The sequence below is a fragment of the Pseudomonas weihenstephanensis genome (assembly GCF_001043055.1).
Lineage (GTDB): Bacteria > Pseudomonadota > Gammaproteobacteria > Pseudomonadales > Pseudomonadaceae > Aquipseudomonas > Aquipseudomonas weihenstephanensis.
The window spans coordinates 173,153-193,486 of the sequence record NZ_JYLF01000008.1 but is presented as its reverse complement, the minus strand read 5'-3'; the positions used below and the strand labels follow the sequence as shown (position 1 = coordinate 193,486).

The following is a 20,334-nucleotide window of genomic DNA, read 5'->3' as shown; positions in this document are numbered from 1 at the left end:
TTATGCAATCGGATCCAATTTGCAGGCTTATTTCACCTTTGGCCTTAACTCATCAAGGCTGCGCTTGAAGCGCATTAACCTGCCGCTCCAGCATGTTGAGGACTGCCAGCCTCAAGCAAAAGAAAGCGCGCGCCACAAGCGGCGATTTATCCTGAATGTGCATCGCAGATGGCCTAACCGCCCACGGATTAGATAAGCTCTGACCCCACGTTCAGCCCCTGTTGTGTGAGCCGTGCAATGAGAACCGATATGACAAGCCATTTTGAGCAACACAATGCCTCTGAAACCCAATGCAGGCCTGATGAGCGCAGTCTCCTGTCCACCTCCCGATCAACGGGGGTGAAGGCATGATCGAAGTGACTGAAGTATCGATAGCCCAACTGCGCGCCGCGCTTGAGTCGGGACAAACGACTGCCGTAGCGCTGGTCGAGGCATTCCTGGCGCGCATCGAAGCCTATGACGGTCCACACACCGACGCCGCACTGAATGCGGTCGTGGTACGCAACCCGCAAGCGCTCGAAGAAGCGCAGGCAGCGGATGCCCGTCGCGCCGAAGGTAAAACCCTGGGGCCGCTGGACGGTATCCCCTACACCGCCAAAGACAGCTATCTGGTCAAAGGGCTGACCGCAGCCTCTGGCAGCCCGGCCTTCAAGAACCTGATTGCTTATCGCGATGCCTTCACCATCGAGCGCCTGCGCGCTGCCGGTGCCATCTGCCTGGGCAAAACCAACATGCCGCCCATGGCCAACGGCGGCATGCAGCGCGGTGTTTATGGCCGCGCCGAAAGCCCCTACAACGCGCATTATCTAACCGCACCGTTTGCCAGCGGCTCCTCCAACGGCGCAGGCACAGCCACCGCCGCCAGCTTCGCAGCCTTTGGCCTGGCTGAAGAAACCTGGTCCAGCGGTCGCGGCCCGGCATCGAATAATGGTTTGTGTGCCTACACCCCCTCGCGCGGTGTGATTTCAGTGCGTGGCAACTGGCCTTTAACCCCGACTATGGACGTGGTGGTGCCCTTCGCCAGAACCATGGCTGACCTGCTTGAAGTGCTCGACATTGTGGTCGCCGATGACCCGGATACCCGTGGCGACCTGTGGCGCTTGCAGCCGTGGGTGCCGATCCCTCGCGCCTCTTCAGTGCGCCCTGCTTCGTATTCACAACTGGCCGCAAGCCCGCAATCGCTTGCCGGCAAGCGCTTCGGTGTGCCCCGCATGTACATCAACGCAGACCCTGAGGCAGGCACCGCAGAAAAGCCAGGCATTGGCGGCCCCACCGGGCAAAAAATCATCACCCGCGATTCTGTGATTGCGCTGTGGGAGCAGGCACGCAAGGCGCTCGAATCGGCCGGGGCGCAGGTGATTGAAGTGGACTTCCCGCTGGTGTCCAACTGTGAGGGTGACCGCCCAGGCGCACCGACGGTTTTCAATCGCGGCCTGGTATCAAAAGCCTTTATGCATGACGAATTGTGGGAACTGTCGGCCTGGGCTTTCGATGACTTCTTGCGTGCCAATGGCGACCCAAAACTGAATCGGCTGGCCGATGTCGACGGGCCGAAGATTTTCCCCCACGACCCCGGCACCCTGCCCAACCGCGAAGACGATCTGGCCGCCGGCATGGACGAATACGTGAAAATGGCCCAGCGCGGGATCACGCCGTGGGACCAGATCACGACGCTGCCCGACGGTTTACGCGGACTGGAACAGACACGCAAAATCGACCTCGAAGACTGGATGGATCACTTGCAACTTGATGCGGTGATCTTCCCCACCGTGGCCGACGTCGGGCCGGCCGATGCGGACGTCAACCCGCAATCTGCCGACATTGCCTGGAGCAATGGGGTATGGGTGGCTAACGGCAACCTGGCCATCCGCCACTTGGGCGTTCCGACGGTGACCGTCCCCATGGGCGTGATGCAGGATATCGGGATGCCGGTCGGGCTGACATTTGCCGGACGCGCCTACGATGATTCGTCATTGCTCGGCTTGGCCAGCGCGTTTGAGGCCACGGGCTCAAAGCGCATGATCCCGCCTCGCACCCCGCCACTGAGCAGCACCCAGGCATAACCACCACGGGATTGGCGTGCGTGCACGCCAATCTTTACTGATTAAGGCTTCAAGCGCGCGATAACACTTGGCCATGACAGCGCAAACAGAGCGTGCTGAACAAGAACATAGATAGAGGAGGAGATAAAACAGACAACGAAATCACCTGACGCAGAGGCGCTGGTGGTTCGACGAAATAAGCTTGGAGAAAATGGCAGGGGCGGCTGGATTTGAACCAACGCATGGCAGGATCAAAACCTGCTGCCTTACCGCTTGGCGACGCCCCTGTATCTGTTGCGACGAGTGCTTGGCACTCTATTCCTGGTTGTTCTGCGCAGGTGGCATATATGCCCTCTGCAGCAGGCCATGTGATGACCTGTCCAGGAATGCGCGCAAATTTACCAACATTTGTTTCATCTGGGAACCCCCAAACGTACAAATTTATTAAAAAACAGCTACTTAGTACAAAAAACCTGGCATATATTCGTTCAGAGCACTTGTAAATACGTGTCCGCGCACTGCAAGAGAGGCGATCACGATACGGCGTTGCCTTGACCCATCACGCTCAGGCAACGCCTTAACACGCTAGTTCTGGGGCACGACTCGGGCATCACTGCCCGCCCCCTCGATGTAAACGCTCATACCGGGCTAATGCCGTGATGAATGTCTAGTCCTTCTGCCCCTCCAGCACTTTTATCCGTGCCCACAGCCGCTCTATCTCTAATGCTTGGGCTTCTAGCATTTCTATCGCGATGGCTTGTGCTTCTACCAAATGCGGAACGTACTCCTCATACCCCATTGACCAGACATCAAGCCCGCCGGTATCTGCGTGATGGCTTACACCCGTGAACGTGATGCCTATCTTTTTGGCAAGCGCGCTAACCTTCTGCGCAGGAAAACCCGCATGGAGGGATTTTCCGGCTTTAGACCCATCTGGTTTACCGCTCGTATACTGCGCCCGCAGGTCGTATCTGTATTGAATCGCCATGCCTTTGTGAGCACGAATAAACTCATATGATTTTTTTAGCGGCTTCACATCCGTCGCATCACGCTCATCCGCGCGAATTTGAAGAGCCGCGAACGCGTACGGGACCGTACCGAACGCGCCCAACTGAACCTGGTTATCCCCGGTCGCAGCAGTGCTCGATCCAAGCAGGGTACAACCGTTGAAAGCGTTTGGAGAAAATCCTGCCAGGGCGCCTAAAAAAGTGTTGTTGATCCCGGTACTGCCTGCACCCGCCTGAGTGCCGACAGACGTAACATATTGGGCACTGGCCTCAGAATAAGCGCCAACGGCCACTGATTTAGGGCCTGATGCAACCGCAGACTCGCCAATGGCCACCGTTCTGTCACCACTTGCCGTGCTAGAAGCTCCGACAGCCACGCAAGGCGTGGCACCTGTCGCCCTAGAAGATGAACCAATGGCCACCGAAAATGGCGACGAAAGAGTCAAGGAGCCGCTTCGCGCCTGGAAACCAATGGCGATGGCGTTGTCACCTGCGGCCAAGGACTCTCGCCCCACGGCCGTTGTATTGGCATAGGTGGCATAGGCAACCCCATTGCCGTAACCGGCATATGCCCCCACATAAGTGTTACCCGACCCGGACAAGGCCATCATTCCAGCGTTGGAGCCTTGGGCAGTGTTGAAGTTACCCAGCAGCAGATTTCGCAATGAGTACCAACCAAACGCACTGTTATCTGTACCGGTTGTATTCAGACCTAGCGACCAAAATCCCGTCGCTGTGTTGGCCGAGCCTGTGGTGTTATTGGTTAGGGATTTATAGCCAATAGCTGTCAGCTCTCGGCCTTTAGTATTGAGTTTTGCAGCCGAGTACCCTAACGCAATGTTGTTTGATGTTTCGTTGAATTCAAGTGCGTAGGTCCCTATCGCGGTGTTCTGGTCACCGAACTGATTGGTTGCCAGAGCTTTGGCGCCAATCGCAAGGTTATGCGCAGGGGTTTGAGGTAATCCATCGTATTTAAGGCTGGCAAGTGTGTATCTATCCCCAAATGCAATGTCGTTTCGACCATAAGCGCAGGCCTTGAAACCAATCGGATTTTTTGGCCCGTTCTCTGTACCCGCTCCCGCCAGGGCAAACATCGTCTCCGCCACAGGCACAAGGGATAACGAATAGACCCGGCCGCCCCACAAGGCATCACTCTCTATAGACACCGTTGCGAACGCCGTCCCACTCGTCGCGTAGATGAAGTTGTAGGTATTGGCGTCAATGGCGCGGTTATTTTCGACCCCTTCTGTTTTGATGGGCGCTGTTGAAAACAAGTAGCCCGAAGGCTGATCAGACATTATCGGCGCGCCGTCGAACTTGATATTCAAGCAACCTGCAACTTCGGTCTGAAGCACAACTGTCACCATGTAAAGCGAGAAGTCTGAGCCGGCGGGGGAAGCGGTCGTTGTCATGCTCCCCAATGAGCCTGAGGCATGATAGCCCGAAGCATCAAAATTCACTTTGGCGAACACAGTAAGTTCGGGCAGCACGTTGTCACCGTTCAGCGAGTAGTCACGGGTGTTTTGAACAACGCCTCCCATGGCAAAGTAACTGTTTTCGCCAACACGCTTTAGTACATCCGCCACCGTCTCAGAGTTATGCCCCAACAACAGCGAACCCTGCGAGCCAGACAGATGCTGCACTTTTGCAATCTCTTCGTTTGGGCCGACATAAATAATGTTATCTGCTGTATCAGCGAGGTCCTCGGCGCTGGCGACACGTTCAGCTATGAGCTTTTCAACAGAGTGTTTAGTCGCTACATCCTGCGGGTCAACAGGGTCTTTGACTGAGGTAATGCGGCGATTCTGTGCCTCGTAATAGTCACGCCCAAACGGCCGCGTCAAAGGCAGTCGAAAGAGTGCAAAACCTTGCTGAACTAGCCGGGCCAATCTGCCGAGCAGGCCTGTGTGCGTCTTGTGCATTAACGTTCCCTCGTTACGTGACATAGCCTGCTGATAAACCGCTCTATCCCGAAATATGATCAATTACCCTGGGCCAGCCAGAATCTCTCTGGTCGTGATGCTCGCGTCATTATCATGACCCACGCCGGTGACCGTGTAATGCAACCCCATCACCAGATTCGAACTGCCCCCTCGGGACGGGTATACATAACTACCAGATCCTTGCTTTGCAGAAACTTGAAATAAAACGGGAGTTGTTAACGGCCCCATTGGCCACAAACGCTGCACTGCAATCAATCGTGTTCACACTCACCGTCGTGCCTCCTTTAAAACAGGCGAGATCATGCCTGCCAATTATTTATGTATTGAGCGTAGCGCTTAGTTATCCAGTGAGGCGTCAATATCTGGCAAACGGTACGGCGTCATCGTCCCTCATCCCCGTAGCGGATTTTGACCTTGGCCAAGTCATCCGTGGCCATGCATGACTACAGCCAATACACAGTGGGCCCGGACAGGTGCCGTACGGCATGGTCATGCGGCGATCTGCAAACCAGCAACAAAGCACGGAGATTTTGCTAGGCAAACCCAGCACTTCACCGTAGCCGCTGGTCAAGCCCAACGACTGCAACCATGGTCTGGCGCAAGGCAGATGAATCAAGGGGCGGCACGTGGGGTTTAAGGGGCTTCGCTTGACCTCTTCGGCGTAGCCCCGACGCCTGAAAACGGCTCTACTTTCAGGCCACTCACCGTCTCAACTGCATGGATGAGTCCCCTTTAGCAAGTAGCAGCTGTCCACAGGCTAAATCGATTCATTGCTCTGGACTGCTTTTCTGCCTGCAAATCAGTTCCTGATACAAACGCTCCCTACCGACGTTACGGCACTGGCGGTTGGAAATCTGTTCTCGCTGGCAAGTGCCAAGGCCTGTTCTTCGCCCAGCGGAGCAACGTTAAAGAACTTGCGCACATACTTGCCGTCATACTTGAGCGTCTGAGCCACCCAGCTTGTATACACCACATAGCCGCTCGTGTTGCTGCTGTGGAGGATGGCTGAGCACCATCTCGTCCCTGAACGTTCGCGCTGCCTGATACGCCATCGCCTCACCACCGTATTTAAGAAGCGAAAAAGTCTGATGGATTTTTTTACCGCGGCCTAAATTGATGACCACTTGCCAGGATCTGTAGCCTTTGGGATGGACATGCAGGACCAGTCCAAAGCCATTGAAGAATATGGTCGGGACGGAGTGATTCGAACACTCGGCCCCTAGCCCCCCATGTTCGAGCGTAAATTTCGTAACTCACTGTAATTAAAAAAATAATCTATTTATTTTGGCAGAAAGAAATCACTGATTTTCGTGCATTGGCAAACGGTAAACCGTGGGCTGTAGGATGGGTTTTGTGCATGCTTGTATATGTGCCCACCGGACCACCTTAAACTAAAGCGAGTAATAGTGTGTGAGCTACTGCTTTCCGCTAAGAACTGGCGTAGGTCTTCAGCTAAATCGAATATTTTTAACCGAACGCTGGGGAAGGAATCATGCTTAGGCCGGGTCTTGGCAACTGCTTAAATCAAAAAGGACAACGCATGAAAAAATATCTGGTTTTGTTGTTGGTTGGCGCCACAGGCGTTGCTCAGGCTCAAACGATATGCACTCACCAATGGTATGAATCGATCGATAAGATACTGCATACAACTGACGGGCAAGGGCATGGGCCGGATATAGGCTCCGATGAATGGAAGTCGGTGATCGAATTCAAATTAAGGGTTCGCGATAGGCCAAATGTCCCTGAACGAAGCTCCGATCAGTGGTGCCAATACATTGATCAGCAAATCAATGGGATGCAAGGGGCCGAGGGCAGTACGAGGAAATCGTCAACAGCCAATGTGACGCCTGGCCCTTCTTACGATTGCGCAAATGTGAAACCCGGCGCTATCGAAGCGATGATATGTGAGGACAAGGCGTTATCCGCGCTCGATCTCAATCTGTCAGTAGTTTATGACAGCGCAAGAATCAAGGCCGGTAACGAGCATCCCCCACGGCTTAAAGCAGAACAACGTGGATGGATAAAGGGTCGCGACGATTGCTGGAAGAGTGATGACGTCGGTGCATGCTTGCGCATAGAGTACCAGCGTCGCATCGCCGAGTTGCAAGCACGGTACAGACTGGTACCGGGAATCGGCCCTTTCTATTACGAATGCGAAGGAAAGCCTGCCAGCGAGGTTTCTGTCATGTTCTTTAAAACCGATCCGCCGACATTAATCGCGGAGCGTGGCGACAGCGTATCGCTCATGTACCAGCAGTCAGGTGGCAGTGGCTTAAAGTATCTTGGGCGCAATGAAACGCTCTGGGAACAGCAGGCCAAAACTATAATCACTTGGGGATACGGGGCGCCCGAATTACATTGCAAAAGAAGGTCTTGATCGGCGGTTTAGTCAGCTGGGTAATTGCATTTTGGCGAAAGCTAGCAAGTAGCCTGAGGCCGCTTTCGTTAAAAGATGAGGCCTGCCAGAAATAGACGGTCGTGATCTGTTACCTGCAAGGATTGGCAGATCTCGACCAACATCTACAGATGATGACGGGGCCGTACCCATAGACAACTGGGCAGAGAACCAGATCCGGCCATAGGCTCTTGGACGCAGGAACTGGCTCTTCGCAGGCTCATTACGCAGCGGAAAACGCATGGCGGCGATCATGAGTCTGATCCAATCGGCGCCTCCGAACGGGCATGATCCGTATATTTACTTAGAGGATGTTCTCACGCGCCTTCCGACGCAGCGGGCGTGTGACATCTACCAGTTGCTGGCGCATAACTGGCAGCCCGCTTGAGTTAGACAAGACCTGATTTCCGTAAACTTACACGACCCCATCCGCCCAAAGCACTCACTTTAGGATCCTGGCTGGTCAGCTCGCTGCGATATTGCTAGTGTCGATCAATGAATACCTATTGCCTCACCTCGACCACCGCCACCACGACCGCTGAAAGCGGAGCGTGCGAGGTTTCGTGAGCCAATAGCAGACGAACTTCAAAGGCCCGCCAGTGATGGACAGGGCCTTTTTTACGCCCTTGTGTCGCTGGCTCAAACGCAAGGAGATGCACCCATGTACGCCCTGTTGATACTCGATATCCAAGTCGGGCTTGTTCACGGCCCGGAAAAACTATGGCGCTGCGAAGAGTTGCTGGAAACACTGAATACCTTAATGGACAAGGCACGCAGTGCAGGCGCTCCGATTTTTCTCGCGCGCCACATCGGGCCCGCTGGTTCTCCCATCGAACCAGGCAGCCCGCTAACGATGGTTGCACAAGAACTGAAGCTGTTGGGTGGGGAAGTGGTGTTCGAAAAACGGCGGCCCAATGCCTTTGAAATGACCGACCTAGCTGACAATTTGCGCTCTTGTGGCGCCACCGGTGTGGTAGTCACTGGGATGAAAACTCAATACTGCGTCGACAGCACCTGCCGTGCTGCTCGTGATCTTGGCTTCGATGCGGTACTCATCGCCGAAGGCCATACCTGTTCAGACACGCCAGTGATGAAAGCTGAGGACATCGTTAACCATCACAATGCAACTCTTGACGGCCCGTTCTGCAAGCTAGTTCGGACTGAGGAGTGGAGCTTCTAGCAGAGCCCGAAAGTGCGGGAGTGCGCGTAAATTGCCGTAAGCACTGGCACCCTACGTGCATTCCCGCACGCCCTGAATGAGACGTTGAGTGCCTGCGATGGGACGATTTTACTGATGGAAAATTGCCCGAGGTGCTGCGCTTCAGACTACGAACACCGCAACACTTGTTGATGGGCGGCAGATGTGTTGCCGGAACGCTTCGACTTTGGGTGCCTGGCATGACCATTTTCAAGGGTGCCAGAAAGCCTTGACTGAATCTGACCTGCGGCCACTTGAAAAGGTTTGGCAGCGCTACGCAGTTACAGCGCTTGAAAGAGCGGAGACCCAATTATTGGACCTCCCGCAGTTGCTGGCACAATTACTTGGCAAAAAAACGGCCCCAAGTGGCACCAAAAAAAGCATACGTTTAGTAGATTAAGTATCATCGCCCGAAGGTTACACAAATGCTGAGAATCTTTGGTCAGAGCATTTGCCCCATATAAGGCTATGACTAAATACGGGGCTCGGTCTTCTAACATGGCAGCTCTGCCTGAAGCCGATCTAACCACTAACGGTCCGGCTAAGCACTCAGACGTGCCGTCACTTTATTCAACTGCCCTGATAACCCGTGAAGGTTCCGGCTTGCCGCTTCGGTGCGCTGCATGTTGTCCAGGTTGGTACTGGCAATCGTGGTGATTTCGGTGAGGTTGCGCGAGATGTCTTCCGCCACCGAGGTTTGCTCTTCGGCAGCGGTGGCAATTTGGCGATTCATGTCGCGAATGGCTTCCACAGCATGGGTGATACGCTGCAGCATCGCTCCGGCCTCATTCACTTGCGCGACACTTTCTTCACTGCGCGACTGGCCACTTTCAATGGCCTGAGCCGCGTCCACCGCGCCGATTTGCACCGTTTGGATGATCTGGTTGATTTCGATGATCGACGCCGCCGTACGCTGGGCCAGGTTTCGCACTTCGTCGGCCACGACCGCAAAACCGCGTCCGGCTTCACCGGCACGGGCCGCTTCGATCGCCGCGTTAAGCGCCAGCAAATTAGTCTGCTCGGCGATGCCGCGAATCACTTCCAGCACCTTGCCTATGCGGCCACTATCGGTTTCCAGCCGACGGATGACCGTGGCTGTGTTAGCGATCTCACCACGCATTTGGGTGATGGTGTGAATGGTACCCCGCATGACTTTTTCGCCATGCTGCGCGGATTGGTCGGCATCATCGGCGGCGCGTGCGGCATCGGCTGCGTGACGAGCCACTTCCTGGGCGGTGGCGGACATTTCGTTCATAGCCGTAGCCACCTGATCGGTACGGTTGAACTGCTCGTTAGTGCCGCAGGCCATGAGACCGGCGATGGCGTTTAACTCGCCACTTGCGCTGTCAAGATCCTTGGCGCTGCGCTGCAAGCGGTTGAAGGTTTCGGCGAGAAAGTCGCGCAAAGTGTTGGCGGCCATGGCTAGTTTGCCCAACTCGTCTTCACGACTGCTGGCCACGCGTTCGGCAAATTTCCCTTGGCTCAGTTGCGCCACGTAGTCGATTAGCTTGCGGATGGGGTCAACCAAGTTGCGGTTGATCAGCCAAAGGCTCAACAGGCCGATCAACAGACCCGAGGCGAGCATCACGATAATCCCCAGCATCACCGTGCGATTGGCAGCGGCGCTGATCAGTGTAGATTGCTCGGTGCCCTGCTTGCGCAGTTCGCCAACAAGTTCGCTCATCTGATCGCTGGTGGTACGGTCAACTCCTTTGACGGCGGCGTCGCCTGCAGTGGGGTCTGCACCCGCGGCAATATAGGCATCGCGACCTTTCTGGTAAGCGCTGCCCAACTGACGGTGTTCGTCACGCAGGCGGTCGATGCGGGTCTTGAGTTGGCCGTCCAGTCCTTTCTGGTTAGCCAGTTCGCCAAGGATCCCCTGTACGTCGCGCTGACGGTCTTCGAATTGCTTCCAATATTTATCCAGCTCTGCCGGCTGCTTGCCCCGTAGTAATACGTTTTTCCATTCCTGAACCTGCACCTTGAATTGCAGGTTGGCCTCGTCGATCAATTGCGAAGTGTGCAGCGGGCCTTCGATTAAAGTGGCGTAGTTTTGCACGCCGTTGGACAGGAAATGAAAGCATGCTAAAGCAATCAGCAACATCGCCAACAGGCTGCCGCTCAGCAGCGCGAGGATTTGAGTTCTCAGGGATTTTTGCAGCATCGGATGATACTCATGACAGGAATGAAGTACGCCTGGTTAGGCGTGAAAGACGTCCAAACATCCCTGTCTGCGGTTCCGGTTCGTGGCCGGAGCCGCGCAAACTAACACCTACGTCATCGGCGTGCCCGAGCTGTTCTTGAGGGGAGTCCGACCGCTGGTGCCTTGTCAATTCTCGGTTATCGTCCTCCCTATGATTTCCGTTGGTTTGGAGATCAGATGAATGACAGTTTTTAGCCGATTCTGTTGAAAAAGTCGGCCATGCTTTCCAACGCAGAAAAGTACGCGCCTGAGATTGAAATCAGAATTTTGGGCAGAAGGTTCAGGCCTCGGATTTCACGTGACAACGTACAAAACAGGTGTTTTCGCCCATCCATATTCGAGTGTTTGGGGAAAATCGAATTTTTCAACAGAATCGGCCGATGGCAGCCCTTCGTCACGGACTGCTAGCGATTCCATCTATACACTCTAAAACAACCCTCCCAAAGCCTCCGGCACCCAATTCATAACAATCAGCTCCCCCGTCACCTCAGCTTTCCCCTGCCGCTTATTCATGGTTGTGTAGTGGATCTCAGTCGTCTCAAAGTGAAACCCTTCAAACACCCGCCGAATGTCCGGATGGTCATTGATGCTGACCATCACCTTCCCTTTACAGCGCCGCATAAAATCAGCCATGCGCTCGTAGTTTTCAAACGGGAAGGCCACGCCGTAGCCAGCGGTCTGCCAGTAAGGCGGGTCCATATAGTGGAAGGTGTGTGGCCGGTCGTAGCGCTCGGCACATTCAAGCCAGGGCAAGTTTTCAACGTAGGTGCCGGACAACCGCTGCCAAGCTGCAGACAGATTTTCTTCAATGCGCAGCAGGTTGATTGCCGGAGCGGTGGGGGCGGTAAAACGGTCGGCCAGCCGGCGTTTGCCGCTCATCCAAGGAATGATGGGTGAGGACATTGTTTGCAAGACCTTTACTGTATGAATAGACAAGTACCAGGCTCGCTCCGCTTTGTGCACGGAGCAGGAGCCTTGACTGGGCTTGCAGGGCTAATCTGCGGGTTTGGTGGCCGGGCTGGATGTTGACGCATCCCGCTCGGCCGCTCCTTTTATTTCGTGCCTGATACTTCTTTGGCGTAGGCCTGACAGGCCTGCAGCGCGATCAGTCCTTGGTCGCCTTCGCCGGTGATTCCGATAATTCGTTGAGCATGCGCCGGGTCAAGTTTGGCTCGACGGGGTGCATGAACCACGCCGCCGGGGCCGGTGGTGGCTTGCATTCCGTTACTACAATTTGTGGCGGGGGTCTCGAGTAGGACTGACAACCGCAGGTCAGCAGTAGCAAGGCGATCACGCAGGCGGGTTTGATGAGTTTTGGCATCGGTCAAGGCTCGATAGTGGGCTTGATCGCTGGCTGCCAGCCACTGCTCCAGGGCGAATCGCTTGCCCTGTTCCGCAAGGATTAACGCTGATTGGGTGTTGGCCAGATCGGACAGGGGCTTCGTCGTAGTCCAAAGTGACGATGGCCAACTTGCCGGTTTTCTTGTCTTGGTGCTTGGTGCTGAGCGCCCTGTGCGCGCTGCGATCACCCTGCCGGAACTGCCAGCGACTGACGTCGCTGCGGGTCAGAGTGATTGAGCCCAAGGCTTTGCCGCTCGCACTTTGACCGCCTTGGCGCTGCATCACCAGCAGCTTGCCGTCCGCCACTTTGGCGGTGCAGTCGAACTGCTTGGAAAGTCGGCTGATGAAGTTGAAGTCAGACTCGCTGAGCTGGTCAGCACGCGGCACTATCGCGTCCACCGGGCACACCGACGACCAGCCATTACGTGCAGCTATGTCCTTGACGATGCTGGCCAGGCTCACCCCTTCCCAACTGCCGCTGCGCGTGGTCTTGCCACTGCCGCGCATGTCGCTGGCTTTACCCCGGATCACCAGCGTATCGGGTGGACCGGACAACTCCACCTCGTCCACGGTGTAGCGCCCGAGGCTGGCTAAGGCGGTGCCGCTGTAGCCGAGGAATACTTCGATGCTCGCTCCACGGCTGGGTAATGACACGGCGCTATCACGGTCATCGATGCGCAGTTCAAAGTCGTCGGACTCCATGCCGGGTTTGTCAGTGGTGCGTAGCAACAGAAGGCGATCATTGATCAATGCGGTGATGTCGGCGCCGTCAGCGACAATGCGGAAAATTCCGGATAATAAAAAGCCCACGCTGAGGTGGGCTGTAGATGTGTATGCTTCATGTGTTAAATGCGAGCATTTAGGGAAATTTAAATCCTAGCCTTCGGTTAGATTTATGATTGTTTTAGTAAGTCAGACTTCCCAATCAATGCCAGCAGCACGATGCTTATCATCAAAACAATGATACCCCACTGCATGACAACCAACTTTCGCTTGAGCATTATCGGAAAATTTTTCAAATCCTCAGGGCATAATTCGCCTCTTTTTAGATAAGAGTTTGGAAACGTTAGAACGCCTGAAATGCCGCCAATCAGCAAAAGCCTCCCCCACGGGCCACCGTGCTTAAGCGGGGCGCGAACCATGATTGCAGTACAGTTTTTTAAACACCCCAGTATCAAGTCTATTTGGGTGTAAGCCATATGCAAGGCAATAGCCAAGCCTATGAGCAAACTAACGACAACGATGACACCCAAATACCCGACTATCAATGCAGCAGAGCTCATTTCGCGCTCTCGTAAATAACTTCACCACCTATTTCTCCAACTATCCCTCCAGCAAAACCACCGAGAAAAGATCCAGCTCCAACAACGACGATCCCACACACCAAGCCACCAATCCCACCAGTAGCGGCTGTAAGCCCAACACAAAGACCTCCACCAATAGCTCCTGACAGTAAATATCCTGCCCCCGCGCCACCCGCAACACTGCCTAAAAATCCACCCGATTCAGTAAATCTGATCTTCCTGCACTTCTCTGTTTTTCCTACCGCGCAAACATCCTGAACCTTCATATACGAGGCTCCACCACCAATGCCTGTTCCAATCCAACCACCATATTTCAAATACTTGGCCGCTTTGGACACGCCCTCAATATGCGTTGCATACCCAGGGATCTGGTCAGCACCGCCTGCCGCTGTCCAGCGATGAACCAGGCTACGACTGGAAATACCCAATGCTGTTTTCAAGTTCGGATGATCCGCAAAACCAATACTTTTTCGGGTAAGCGCTGTGAGATGGGCATCAAGTTGAGTTAAAAGACGTTTACGCTCAGCAAAAAAATCAGGCGAGCTTAAATTGCCATTGACCCGAAAAGTTCTAACATGCAGCGCTTCGATATCTTTAAATAAGTGCTTTATGTCATCCAGGTGCTTGGCAAACATCGCTTCACCGATCCCGATAGCGGTTGAACCATAGCCTGAGAACGTTTCAATTTCTTCTCGATGTCGAACCATGAAGTCAGCTTCTTCAGGCGTCATTTCTTTGATGACGTCATTAGCCTTGGCCGCAACGTCCATCAGCACAGCCTCTTCACGCGTGCATTGCAGGTTATTCGGGTCGCTCAATACGATCATCGTACCGGCGTTGATCTTGCCAAGGTTTGGATTCAGCGCATCGAACTTGCTCATCACGGTGGGATTTTGTACCGAGAATAAAGCCGCTTTTAGCTTTTCGCCCGTGGTGCTCTTAGGGACGACATAGGGACGACATAGAAGCCAGGCGCTTGCGGTTGCGGTTTGAAAATAGGTTCAGCTTCCGGCAACGGCGGTTTTTCCTGCTCAACAGGCATATGGAAACTGCCCGTCCAACCGCGTCCGGTGATGTGGGAATACTCGTTGAATGTGTCTTGGCTCAGCGGACTGAAGGGATCGTCTTTAACCAATAAAATGTCGCCCGCTTCTACGGCGTCTACGATTTCTTCATGGGTTAATTGTCGGCCATACGTTTGGATATCAAACAGGCTCAGCGTGGGCAAAGGCTTACATAAAGCGTCTTCGACTTCGAATTTGGCAAAGAAAGGGGCTTCGATCTCACTGAGACGAACCCCAAGTTCTTCTCGGTCGTCTGCATAAATCAGGCGCATGTGCATGTCGTATTTTCCTTAATCACCAGGGCCGATTAAAGCAGCGTCCCGTTCAGGTCAATCCATTGAAGTGCGCGGACTGTATCGGCCAGTTCAGCCAAGGGTCAATAAGACCTTTCCCATAATGACGGAGGGTCTATCTCTTTTATTCGTCGATGAAGCACTAGAAGTTCAAGCCCACAACAGCACCACCTCATCACTCGGCACGGGCAAATCTGGCAAGTGAATAACCAGCCCCGCCCGAAACTGCACCTCATCGGCCAGCCCTTAATTGGCATCGAGCACGGCCTCGACCGTACCATTGAGGTGGCCAAGGGGACGCTCGGACTGTACGCCGTTCACTTCAGACACTTCAGACACTTCAGACGGCATTTTGAGGGTAAGGCAGTCGATCAGATAACCATTCGTATGGTTGCAGAACTACTCGACACCTTGACACCTTGACACCCCGCAGTGCCAATCAAAGCCGCGAGCTGCTGGTAGACATTTTCAACCATGCTGCATCGAACGGCTTATGCCCTGACAATCCGGCATCAAGCACGATCAACCGTATCGAGAAGAAGCAGCGCAAACGCCATACCGTCGAAGGCCTCAAGGCAATACGAGACGTAGCTCCAGGTTGACTACGGAACGCCATCGACTTGGCACTGATCACCGCACAACGGCGCTCGGACATTTTGGACATGCGATTTGATGGCGTCCGGAATGGCGACCTGTACCTAGTGCAAAGAAGACAGCCAAGGCCAGCGATACTGCGTGGATTCGTTTCAAGGTGACTGACGAATTGCAGGCCGTTATCACACGTTGCCGTGACAACGTCGCCTCGCCCTTCCTCATCCATCGTAAGCCGCAACGACTGCTACAAAAGCAGGCGCAGACCAAAGAGCACTGGACCAAGGTAGAAGATCGGTTTTTGACGCGCTCTTTCAAAGAGGCGCGAGAGCTTGCTGGCTGTTATGCGGATTGGAAAGAAGAGGAAATGCCTGGCTTTCACGAAGTGCGCACGCTGTCGCTGCACCTGTACAAAAGAGCTGGTAAGGATGGGCAAACAATTGCGGGCCATGCCAGCGAGACCATGACCAAAAACTACCAGAAAGACCACGCCGATGTGATCTGGTCGGATGCGATTCCAGACCTGAATATCAGCGAAATCACCGGTTAGTTTTGCGCGCATTTTGCGCCAGTTTTGCGCAAGGCAGAAACGAGAAAGGGAATCAAGGGCCTAAACCCTTGATTCCCTTACAGAATATGGTCGGGACGGAGTGATTCGAACACTCGACCCCTAGCACCCCATGCTAGTGCGCTACCGGACTGCGCTACGCCCCGACTAGGCGTTAGAACGACTTGCTATAACAAACGCTGTTGAATATACCTCATGCTTTCAGAATGCGAAAGCATTTGATCACGCATTATTTACGGAGAATCAGCAAAACGTCCTCCAGCTCGGAGATTGTTTGACGTATCAATTGCTTGTACTGCGTTGTGTCATCTTTGGCCTCATCACCCGAAAGACGCAAACGCGCCCCGCCAATAGTGAAGCCTTGGTCATAAAGCAAAGCGCGTATCTGCCGGATCATCAGCACATCCTGTCGCTGATAATACCGGCGGTTACCGCGGCGCTTTACGGGGTTGAGTTGAGGAAACTCTTGCTCCCAATACCTCAGAACATGCGGTTTAACCGCACATAACTCACTTACTTCGCCTATGGCGAAGTAGCGTTTGCCTGGTATTGGCGGGAGCTCGTCGTTATGACTTGGTTCCAGCATAAGCCTCTACTCGGGCCTTCAACTTCTGCCCTGGACGAAAGGTGACCACACGGCGTGCCGTGATCGGGATTTCCTCTCCCGTTTTCGGATTACGGCCAGGCCGCTGTCGCTTGTCACGCAGATCAAAATTGCCAAAACCTGACAGCTTGACCTGTTCATTGTCTTCAAGAGCGTGCCTGATTTCTTCGAAAAACAACTCAACCAACTCTTTGGCTTCGCGTTTATTCAGGCCTAGCTCTTCATAAAGACGTTCCGCCATCTCAGCTTTCGTCAGAGCCCCCATACGTCACTTCCTTAACGTGGCGTTCAACCTTTGTTCGAGCGAGGTGAGGATATTTTGCGTAGTAGTATTCACCTCATCGTCATTAAGAGTGCGCGATGGATGCTGCCAGGTCAAGCCAACTGCAAGGCTTTTTCTATTTGGATCAATACCTTTACCTTGATAAACGTCAAAAAGCCTTAGGTCTGTCAGCCACTCTCCTGCATTTTCACGAATGACTTTCAGGACATCGCTGGCCGCTACGTTGCAATCAGCAATCAACGCCAAGTCTCGACGCACTTCGGGAAAGCGCGAGAGTTCTTGGAATTTAGGCATTTTACCCAAGGCAACTTCAGCCAATACCATCTCAAAGACAAATACAGGTCGATCGAGGCCCAGCTTTTTTGACAGCTCAGGGTGGACTGCACCTACATACCCCACCTCTCGACCATCGCGCTCGATACGAGCGGTTTGACCCGGGTGCAGCGCCGGATGCTTGCCAGGCACAAAAGTGAAAGCATTCAGAGCACCTGCGAATCCAAGAACAGCCTCAACGTCTGCCTTAACATCGAAAAAATCCACAGTATCACGACCCTGCGCCCAGCCTTCTGGCAAGCGCGAGCCACAGACTACGCCTGCCAACATTGGCTCTTGCTTCAGGCCTTCCAACTGCCCCACGAAACGCAGTCCACTTTCGAACAAACGAACACGATCTTGTTGACGGTTGAGGTTGTGCTGCAGCGATTTGATCAAGCCTGGCCACAAGGACGCACGCATCGCCGCCATGTCGTTAGAAATCGGGTTAGCCAGCAGCAAGGGTTCAACACCCGGACTGAATAGCTCGAACTGCTTAGGATCGATGAAGCTATAGGTGATGGCTTCTTGATAACCGCGTGCGACTAACAGGCGACGAAGCTCTGGCAGGTCGCTGCGTGCTTCAGCTTTGGCTTGTGGCGCCAAGCGAGCTTGCGGGTAGCGAACCGGCAGGCGGTTGTAGCCGTACAATCGCGCGAGCTCTTCAATCAAGTCGACTTCAAGACTGATATCAAAGCGGTGACTAGGTACTTCTACGCGCCACTGCCCTGCGGTTTCTGCTGTGACGGTCAGACCCAGTGCGCGCAGCAAGCGCTCAACCTCAGCCGGGTCCATCTCCATGCCAAGCATCTGACTGATACGCGCGGCCCGCAGAGTTATAGGGGCAATCGACGGCAAGTACTGTTCGTTGACGGTTTCGATGATCGGACCCGCTTCACCGCCCGCGATGTCTAGCAGCAAGCCAGTGGCTCGCTCCATAGCCTCACGCGCCAGCTTCCAGTCCACGCCGCGCTCATAACGGTGCGAAGCATCCGTGTGCAGACCATACGAACGGGCTTTACCCGCTACAACGATCTGATCGAAGAACGCACTTTCAAGGAAGATGTTACGTGTTGTTGAGGTTACACCGCTGTGCTCGCCACCCATGACACCCGCTATGGCTAACGCACGCTGATGATCAGCAATTACAAGCGTATCGCTACGCAAGGTAATTTCCTGACCATCAAGGAGTACCAGTTTCTCTCCCTCCTCAGCCATACGCACTCGGATACCGCCATGGATCTGAGCGAGATCAAACGCATGAAGCGGCTGCCCCAGCTCAAGCATCACATAGTTGGTAATATCCACGGCCGCGTCGATACTGCGTACGTCGGCGCGACGCAAACGCTCAACCATCCACAAGGGTGTAGGCCGTGATAAATCCACGTTACGAATGATACGGCCCAGGTAGCGCGGACATGCTGGCGGGGCAAGCACGTCGACTGGGAGGACTTCGTCGTGTACGGCAGCAACAGGTGCTACAACTGGACGCGTCACTTGGGCAGCATATAAGGCGCCCACTTCACGGGCCAGACCTGCCAACGAGAGGCAGTCACCACGGTTCGGGGTCAGATCGACTTCAATGCTGGCATCTTCAAGCTGCAGGTAGGCACGAATATCCTCACCCACCGGCGCATCGGCTGGAAGCTCCATCAGCCCGTCATTGCCTTCACCGACTTGCAGCTCAGCTTGCGAGCACAGCATGCCGTTTGACTCAACGCCGCGTAGCTTGGCCTTCTTTATTTTGAAGTCGCCCGGCAGTTCGGCACCCAACATGGCAAACGGTATTTTCAGACCCGGACGCACATTCGGCGCTCCGCAAACGACCTGAAAAGTTTCGGCACCATTACTGACCTGACAAATGCGCAGCTTGTCGGCATCAGGGTGCTGCTCAGTGCTCAGCACCTCACCCACCACAACACCACTGAAAACACCGGCAGCCGGGGTAACACTATCAACCTCAAGACCCGCCATCGACAGACGAGCAACCAGCTCATCTCGACTTACCTGCGGATTAACCCAACCACGCAGCCATTGTTCACTGAATTTCATTCTGCTCTCCTAAGAATCCGTTACGACTAGCGAAACTGCGCAAGAAACCGCAAGTCGTTGTCGAAGAACAGACGCAAGTCGTTCACGCCGTAACGCAGCATGGCCAAACGCTCTACCCCCATACCAAAGGCAAAGCCCGAGAACTCTTCCGGGTCAATCCCGGACATACGCAGCACGTTCGGGTGAACCATGCCGCACCCCATAACCTCAAGCCAACCGGTCTGCTTGCAAACGCGGCAACCTTTACCGCTGCACATCACGCATTCCATATCAACTTCGGCCGATGGCTCTGTGAACGGGAAGTACGAAGGACGGAAACGAACAGCCAGTTCTTTTTCGAAAAATACCCGCAAGAACTCTTCGATAGTGCCTTTGAGGTCAGCAAAATTGATGTCACGATCGACCAACAAGCCCTCTACCTGGTGGAACATTGGCGAGTGAGTGATATCGGAGTCGCTGCGATAAACACGGCCTGGGCAGACGATGCGAATCGGGGGCTGCTTGGATTCCATGGTGCGGACCTGTACCGGTGAGGTATGGGTGCGCAACAGCATGTTCGCATTGAAATAAAAGGTGTCATGCATCGACCGGGCCGGATGATGGCCTGGGATGTTGAGCGCCTCAAAATTATGGTAATCGTCCTCAACTTCCGGGCCTTCGGCGATGCCGTAGCCAATATGAGTGAAGAACTGCTCAATGCGCTCCAGAGTCCGGGTGACCGGATGGAGACCGCCTGAGGTCTGGCCGCGGCCAGGCAGGGTCACGTCAATGGATTCGGCAGACAGTTTGGCGGCCAGTTCAGCCTCTTCAAACAGTGCCTTACGCGCATTGAGAACCTCTGTTACACGCTCCTTGGCAACGTTGATCAGGGCGCCGACTTGCGGACGCTCCTCTGCAGGCAAATTCCCCAGGGTCTTCATCACCTGAGTCAACTCACCTTTCTTGCCAAGGTACAGAACCCGGATTTGCTCCAGGGCATTGATGTCTTCCGCGCTTTGCACAGCCTCTAGTGCTTGGGCGACCAGCGCATCCAGGTTTTCCATGTACAGACTCCAGATACAAAATAGGGGAAGAGCTTAAAGGCTCTTCCCCTATTTATGACGTTTAGTATCCGAGCTCACACAGGTAGGCCCG

13 protein-coding genes, 2 tRNA genes and 6 pseudogenes are annotated in these 20,334 nt (G+C 54.3%); 5 read left to right on the top strand and 16 right to left on the bottom strand.

The window, feature by feature from the left end:
• The first annotated feature begins 347 nt into the window (after window positions 1–347).
• Entirely contained in the window at window positions 348–2,063 is a 1,716-nt protein-coding gene (locus TU86_RS18125) for an amidase (protein ID WP_048365685.1), read from the top strand.
• 191 nt (window positions 2,064–2,254) lie between these two features.
• On the opposite strand, the gene TU86_RS18120 is transcribed toward TU86_RS18125, so the two are convergent.
• Together TU86_RS18120 and TU86_RS18115 are read right to left on the bottom strand one after the other, a co-directional pair.
• A tRNA-Gln gene (locus TU86_RS18120) sits at window positions 2,255–2,329 on the bottom strand.
• Between the two features lie 380 nt (window positions 2,330–2,709).
• Window positions 2,710–4,995 (bottom strand): hypothetical protein, encoded by a 2,286-nt coding sequence (locus TU86_RS18115; protein ID WP_157395925.1) that lies wholly within the window; start codon window positions 4,993–4,995, stop codon window positions 2,710–2,712.
• Window positions 4,996–6,532: 1,537 nt separating this feature from the next.
• Here TU86_RS18115 and TU86_RS18110 point away from each other — a divergent pair.
• The 3 genes and pseudogenes from TU86_RS18110 to TU86_RS18100 all read left to right on the top strand — a co-directional run bounded on the left by TU86_RS18110 (window position 6,533) and on the right by TU86_RS18100 (window position 8,567).
• The gene (locus TU86_RS18110; RefSeq protein WP_048365683.1) at window positions 6,533–7,369 is read left to right on the top strand and encodes an MliC family protein; all 837 of its coding nucleotides are present in this window, start codon (window positions 6,533–6,535) and stop codon (window positions 7,367–7,369) included.
• Between the two features lie 151 nt (window positions 7,370–7,520).
• Window positions 7,521–7,775, top strand: a pseudogene (locus tag TU86_RS18105) (transposase domain-containing protein); the annotation flags it as partial.
• A gap of 273 nt (window positions 7,776–8,048) precedes the next feature.
• The gene (locus TU86_RS18100) at window positions 8,049–8,567 is read left to right on the top strand and encodes a cysteine hydrolase family protein (RefSeq protein WP_048365682.1); all 519 of its coding nucleotides are present in this window, start codon (window positions 8,049–8,051) and stop codon (window positions 8,565–8,567) included.
• 559 nt (window positions 8,568–9,126) lie between these two features.
• Here TU86_RS18100 and TU86_RS23745 read toward each other — a convergent pair.
• From TU86_RS23745 to TU86_RS23375, 9 genes and pseudogenes are all read right to left on the bottom strand, one after another.
• Window positions 9,127–9,831, bottom strand: a complete 705-nt coding sequence (locus TU86_RS23745; protein WP_420865077.1) for a methyl-accepting chemotaxis protein — start codon at window positions 9,829–9,831, stop codon at window positions 9,127–9,129.
• Between the two features lie 228 nt (window positions 9,832–10,059).
• Window positions 10,060–10,170 (bottom strand): annotated as a pseudogene (locus TU86_RS23740) (hypothetical protein); the annotation flags it as partial.
• 1,044 nt (window positions 10,171–11,214) lie between these two features.
• Window positions 11,215–11,634 (bottom strand): annotated as a pseudogene (locus TU86_RS18090) (DNA adenine methylase); the annotation flags it as partial.
• A 206-nt stretch (window positions 11,635–11,840) separates the two neighbouring features.
• Window positions 11,841–12,224 (bottom strand): lysis system i-spanin subunit Rz, encoded by a 384-nt coding sequence (locus tag TU86_RS18085; RefSeq protein WP_420876384.1) that lies wholly within the window; start codon window positions 12,222–12,224, stop codon window positions 11,841–11,843.
• Window positions 12,139–12,918 (bottom strand): annotated as a pseudogene (locus tag TU86_RS18080) (contractile injection system protein, VgrG/Pvc8 family); the annotation flags it as partial. The gene TU86_RS18085 and the pseudogene TU86_RS18080, both read right to left, overlap by 86 nt.
• 104 nt (window positions 12,919–13,022) lie before the next feature.
• Window positions 13,023–13,412, bottom strand: a complete 390-nt coding sequence (locus TU86_RS18075) for a hypothetical protein (protein WP_048365680.1) — start codon at window positions 13,410–13,412, stop codon at window positions 13,023–13,025.
• Window positions 13,409–14,314 carry a hypothetical protein gene (locus TU86_RS18070; protein ID WP_239658828.1) on the bottom strand — a complete coding sequence of 302 codons (906 nt, stop codon included), beginning with the start codon at window positions 14,312–14,314 and terminating at the stop codon, window positions 13,409–13,411. Before TU86_RS18070 ends, TU86_RS18075 begins: the two co-directional genes overlap by 4 nt.
• Window positions 14,315–14,349: 35 nt before the next feature.
• A complete protein-coding gene (locus TU86_RS23380) occupies window positions 14,350–14,775 on the bottom strand; it encodes a hypothetical protein (protein ID WP_048365679.1) in 426 nt (141 codons plus the stop codon).
• Between the two features lie 165 nt (window positions 14,776–14,940).
• A pseudogene (locus TU86_RS23375) lies at window positions 14,941–15,129 on the bottom strand (tail protein X).
• Here TU86_RS23375 and TU86_RS18060 point away from each other — a divergent pair.
• Window positions 15,073–15,931, top strand: a pseudogene (locus TU86_RS18060) (tyrosine-type recombinase/integrase); the annotation flags it as partial. The pseudogenes TU86_RS23375 and TU86_RS18060 overlap by 57 nt on opposite strands.
• Before the next feature lie 87 nt (window positions 15,932–16,018).
• Here TU86_RS18060 and TU86_RS18055 read toward each other — a convergent pair.
• The 5 genes from TU86_RS18055 to pheS form a co-directional block, all read right to left on the bottom strand.
• Window positions 16,019–16,095: transfer RNA gene (locus tag TU86_RS18055), tRNA-Pro, on the bottom strand.
• Between the two features lie 83 nt (window positions 16,096–16,178).
• Window positions 16,179–16,535 (bottom strand): MerR family transcriptional regulator, encoded by a 357-nt coding sequence (locus tag TU86_RS18050; RefSeq protein WP_047275136.1) that lies wholly within the window; start codon window positions 16,533–16,535, stop codon window positions 16,179–16,181.
• Entirely contained in the window at window positions 16,516–16,818 is a 303-nt protein-coding gene (gene ihfA, locus TU86_RS18045) for an integration host factor subunit alpha (protein ID WP_002553164.1), read from the bottom strand. The genes TU86_RS18050 and ihfA overlap by 20 nt, the downstream gene beginning before the upstream one ends.
• A gap of 3 nt (window positions 16,819–16,821) precedes the next feature.
• Complete coding sequence (pheT, locus tag TU86_RS18040) at window positions 16,822–19,200, bottom strand: phenylalanine--tRNA ligase subunit beta (protein ID WP_048365678.1); 2,379 nt, start codon at window positions 19,198–19,200, stop codon at window positions 16,822–16,824.
• A gap of 26 nt (window positions 19,201–19,226) precedes the next feature.
• Complete coding sequence (gene pheS, locus TU86_RS18035) at window positions 19,227–20,243, bottom strand: phenylalanine--tRNA ligase subunit alpha (protein WP_048365677.1); 1,017 nt, start codon at window positions 20,241–20,243, stop codon at window positions 19,227–19,229.
• Window positions 20,244–20,334: the final 91 nt, after the last annotated feature.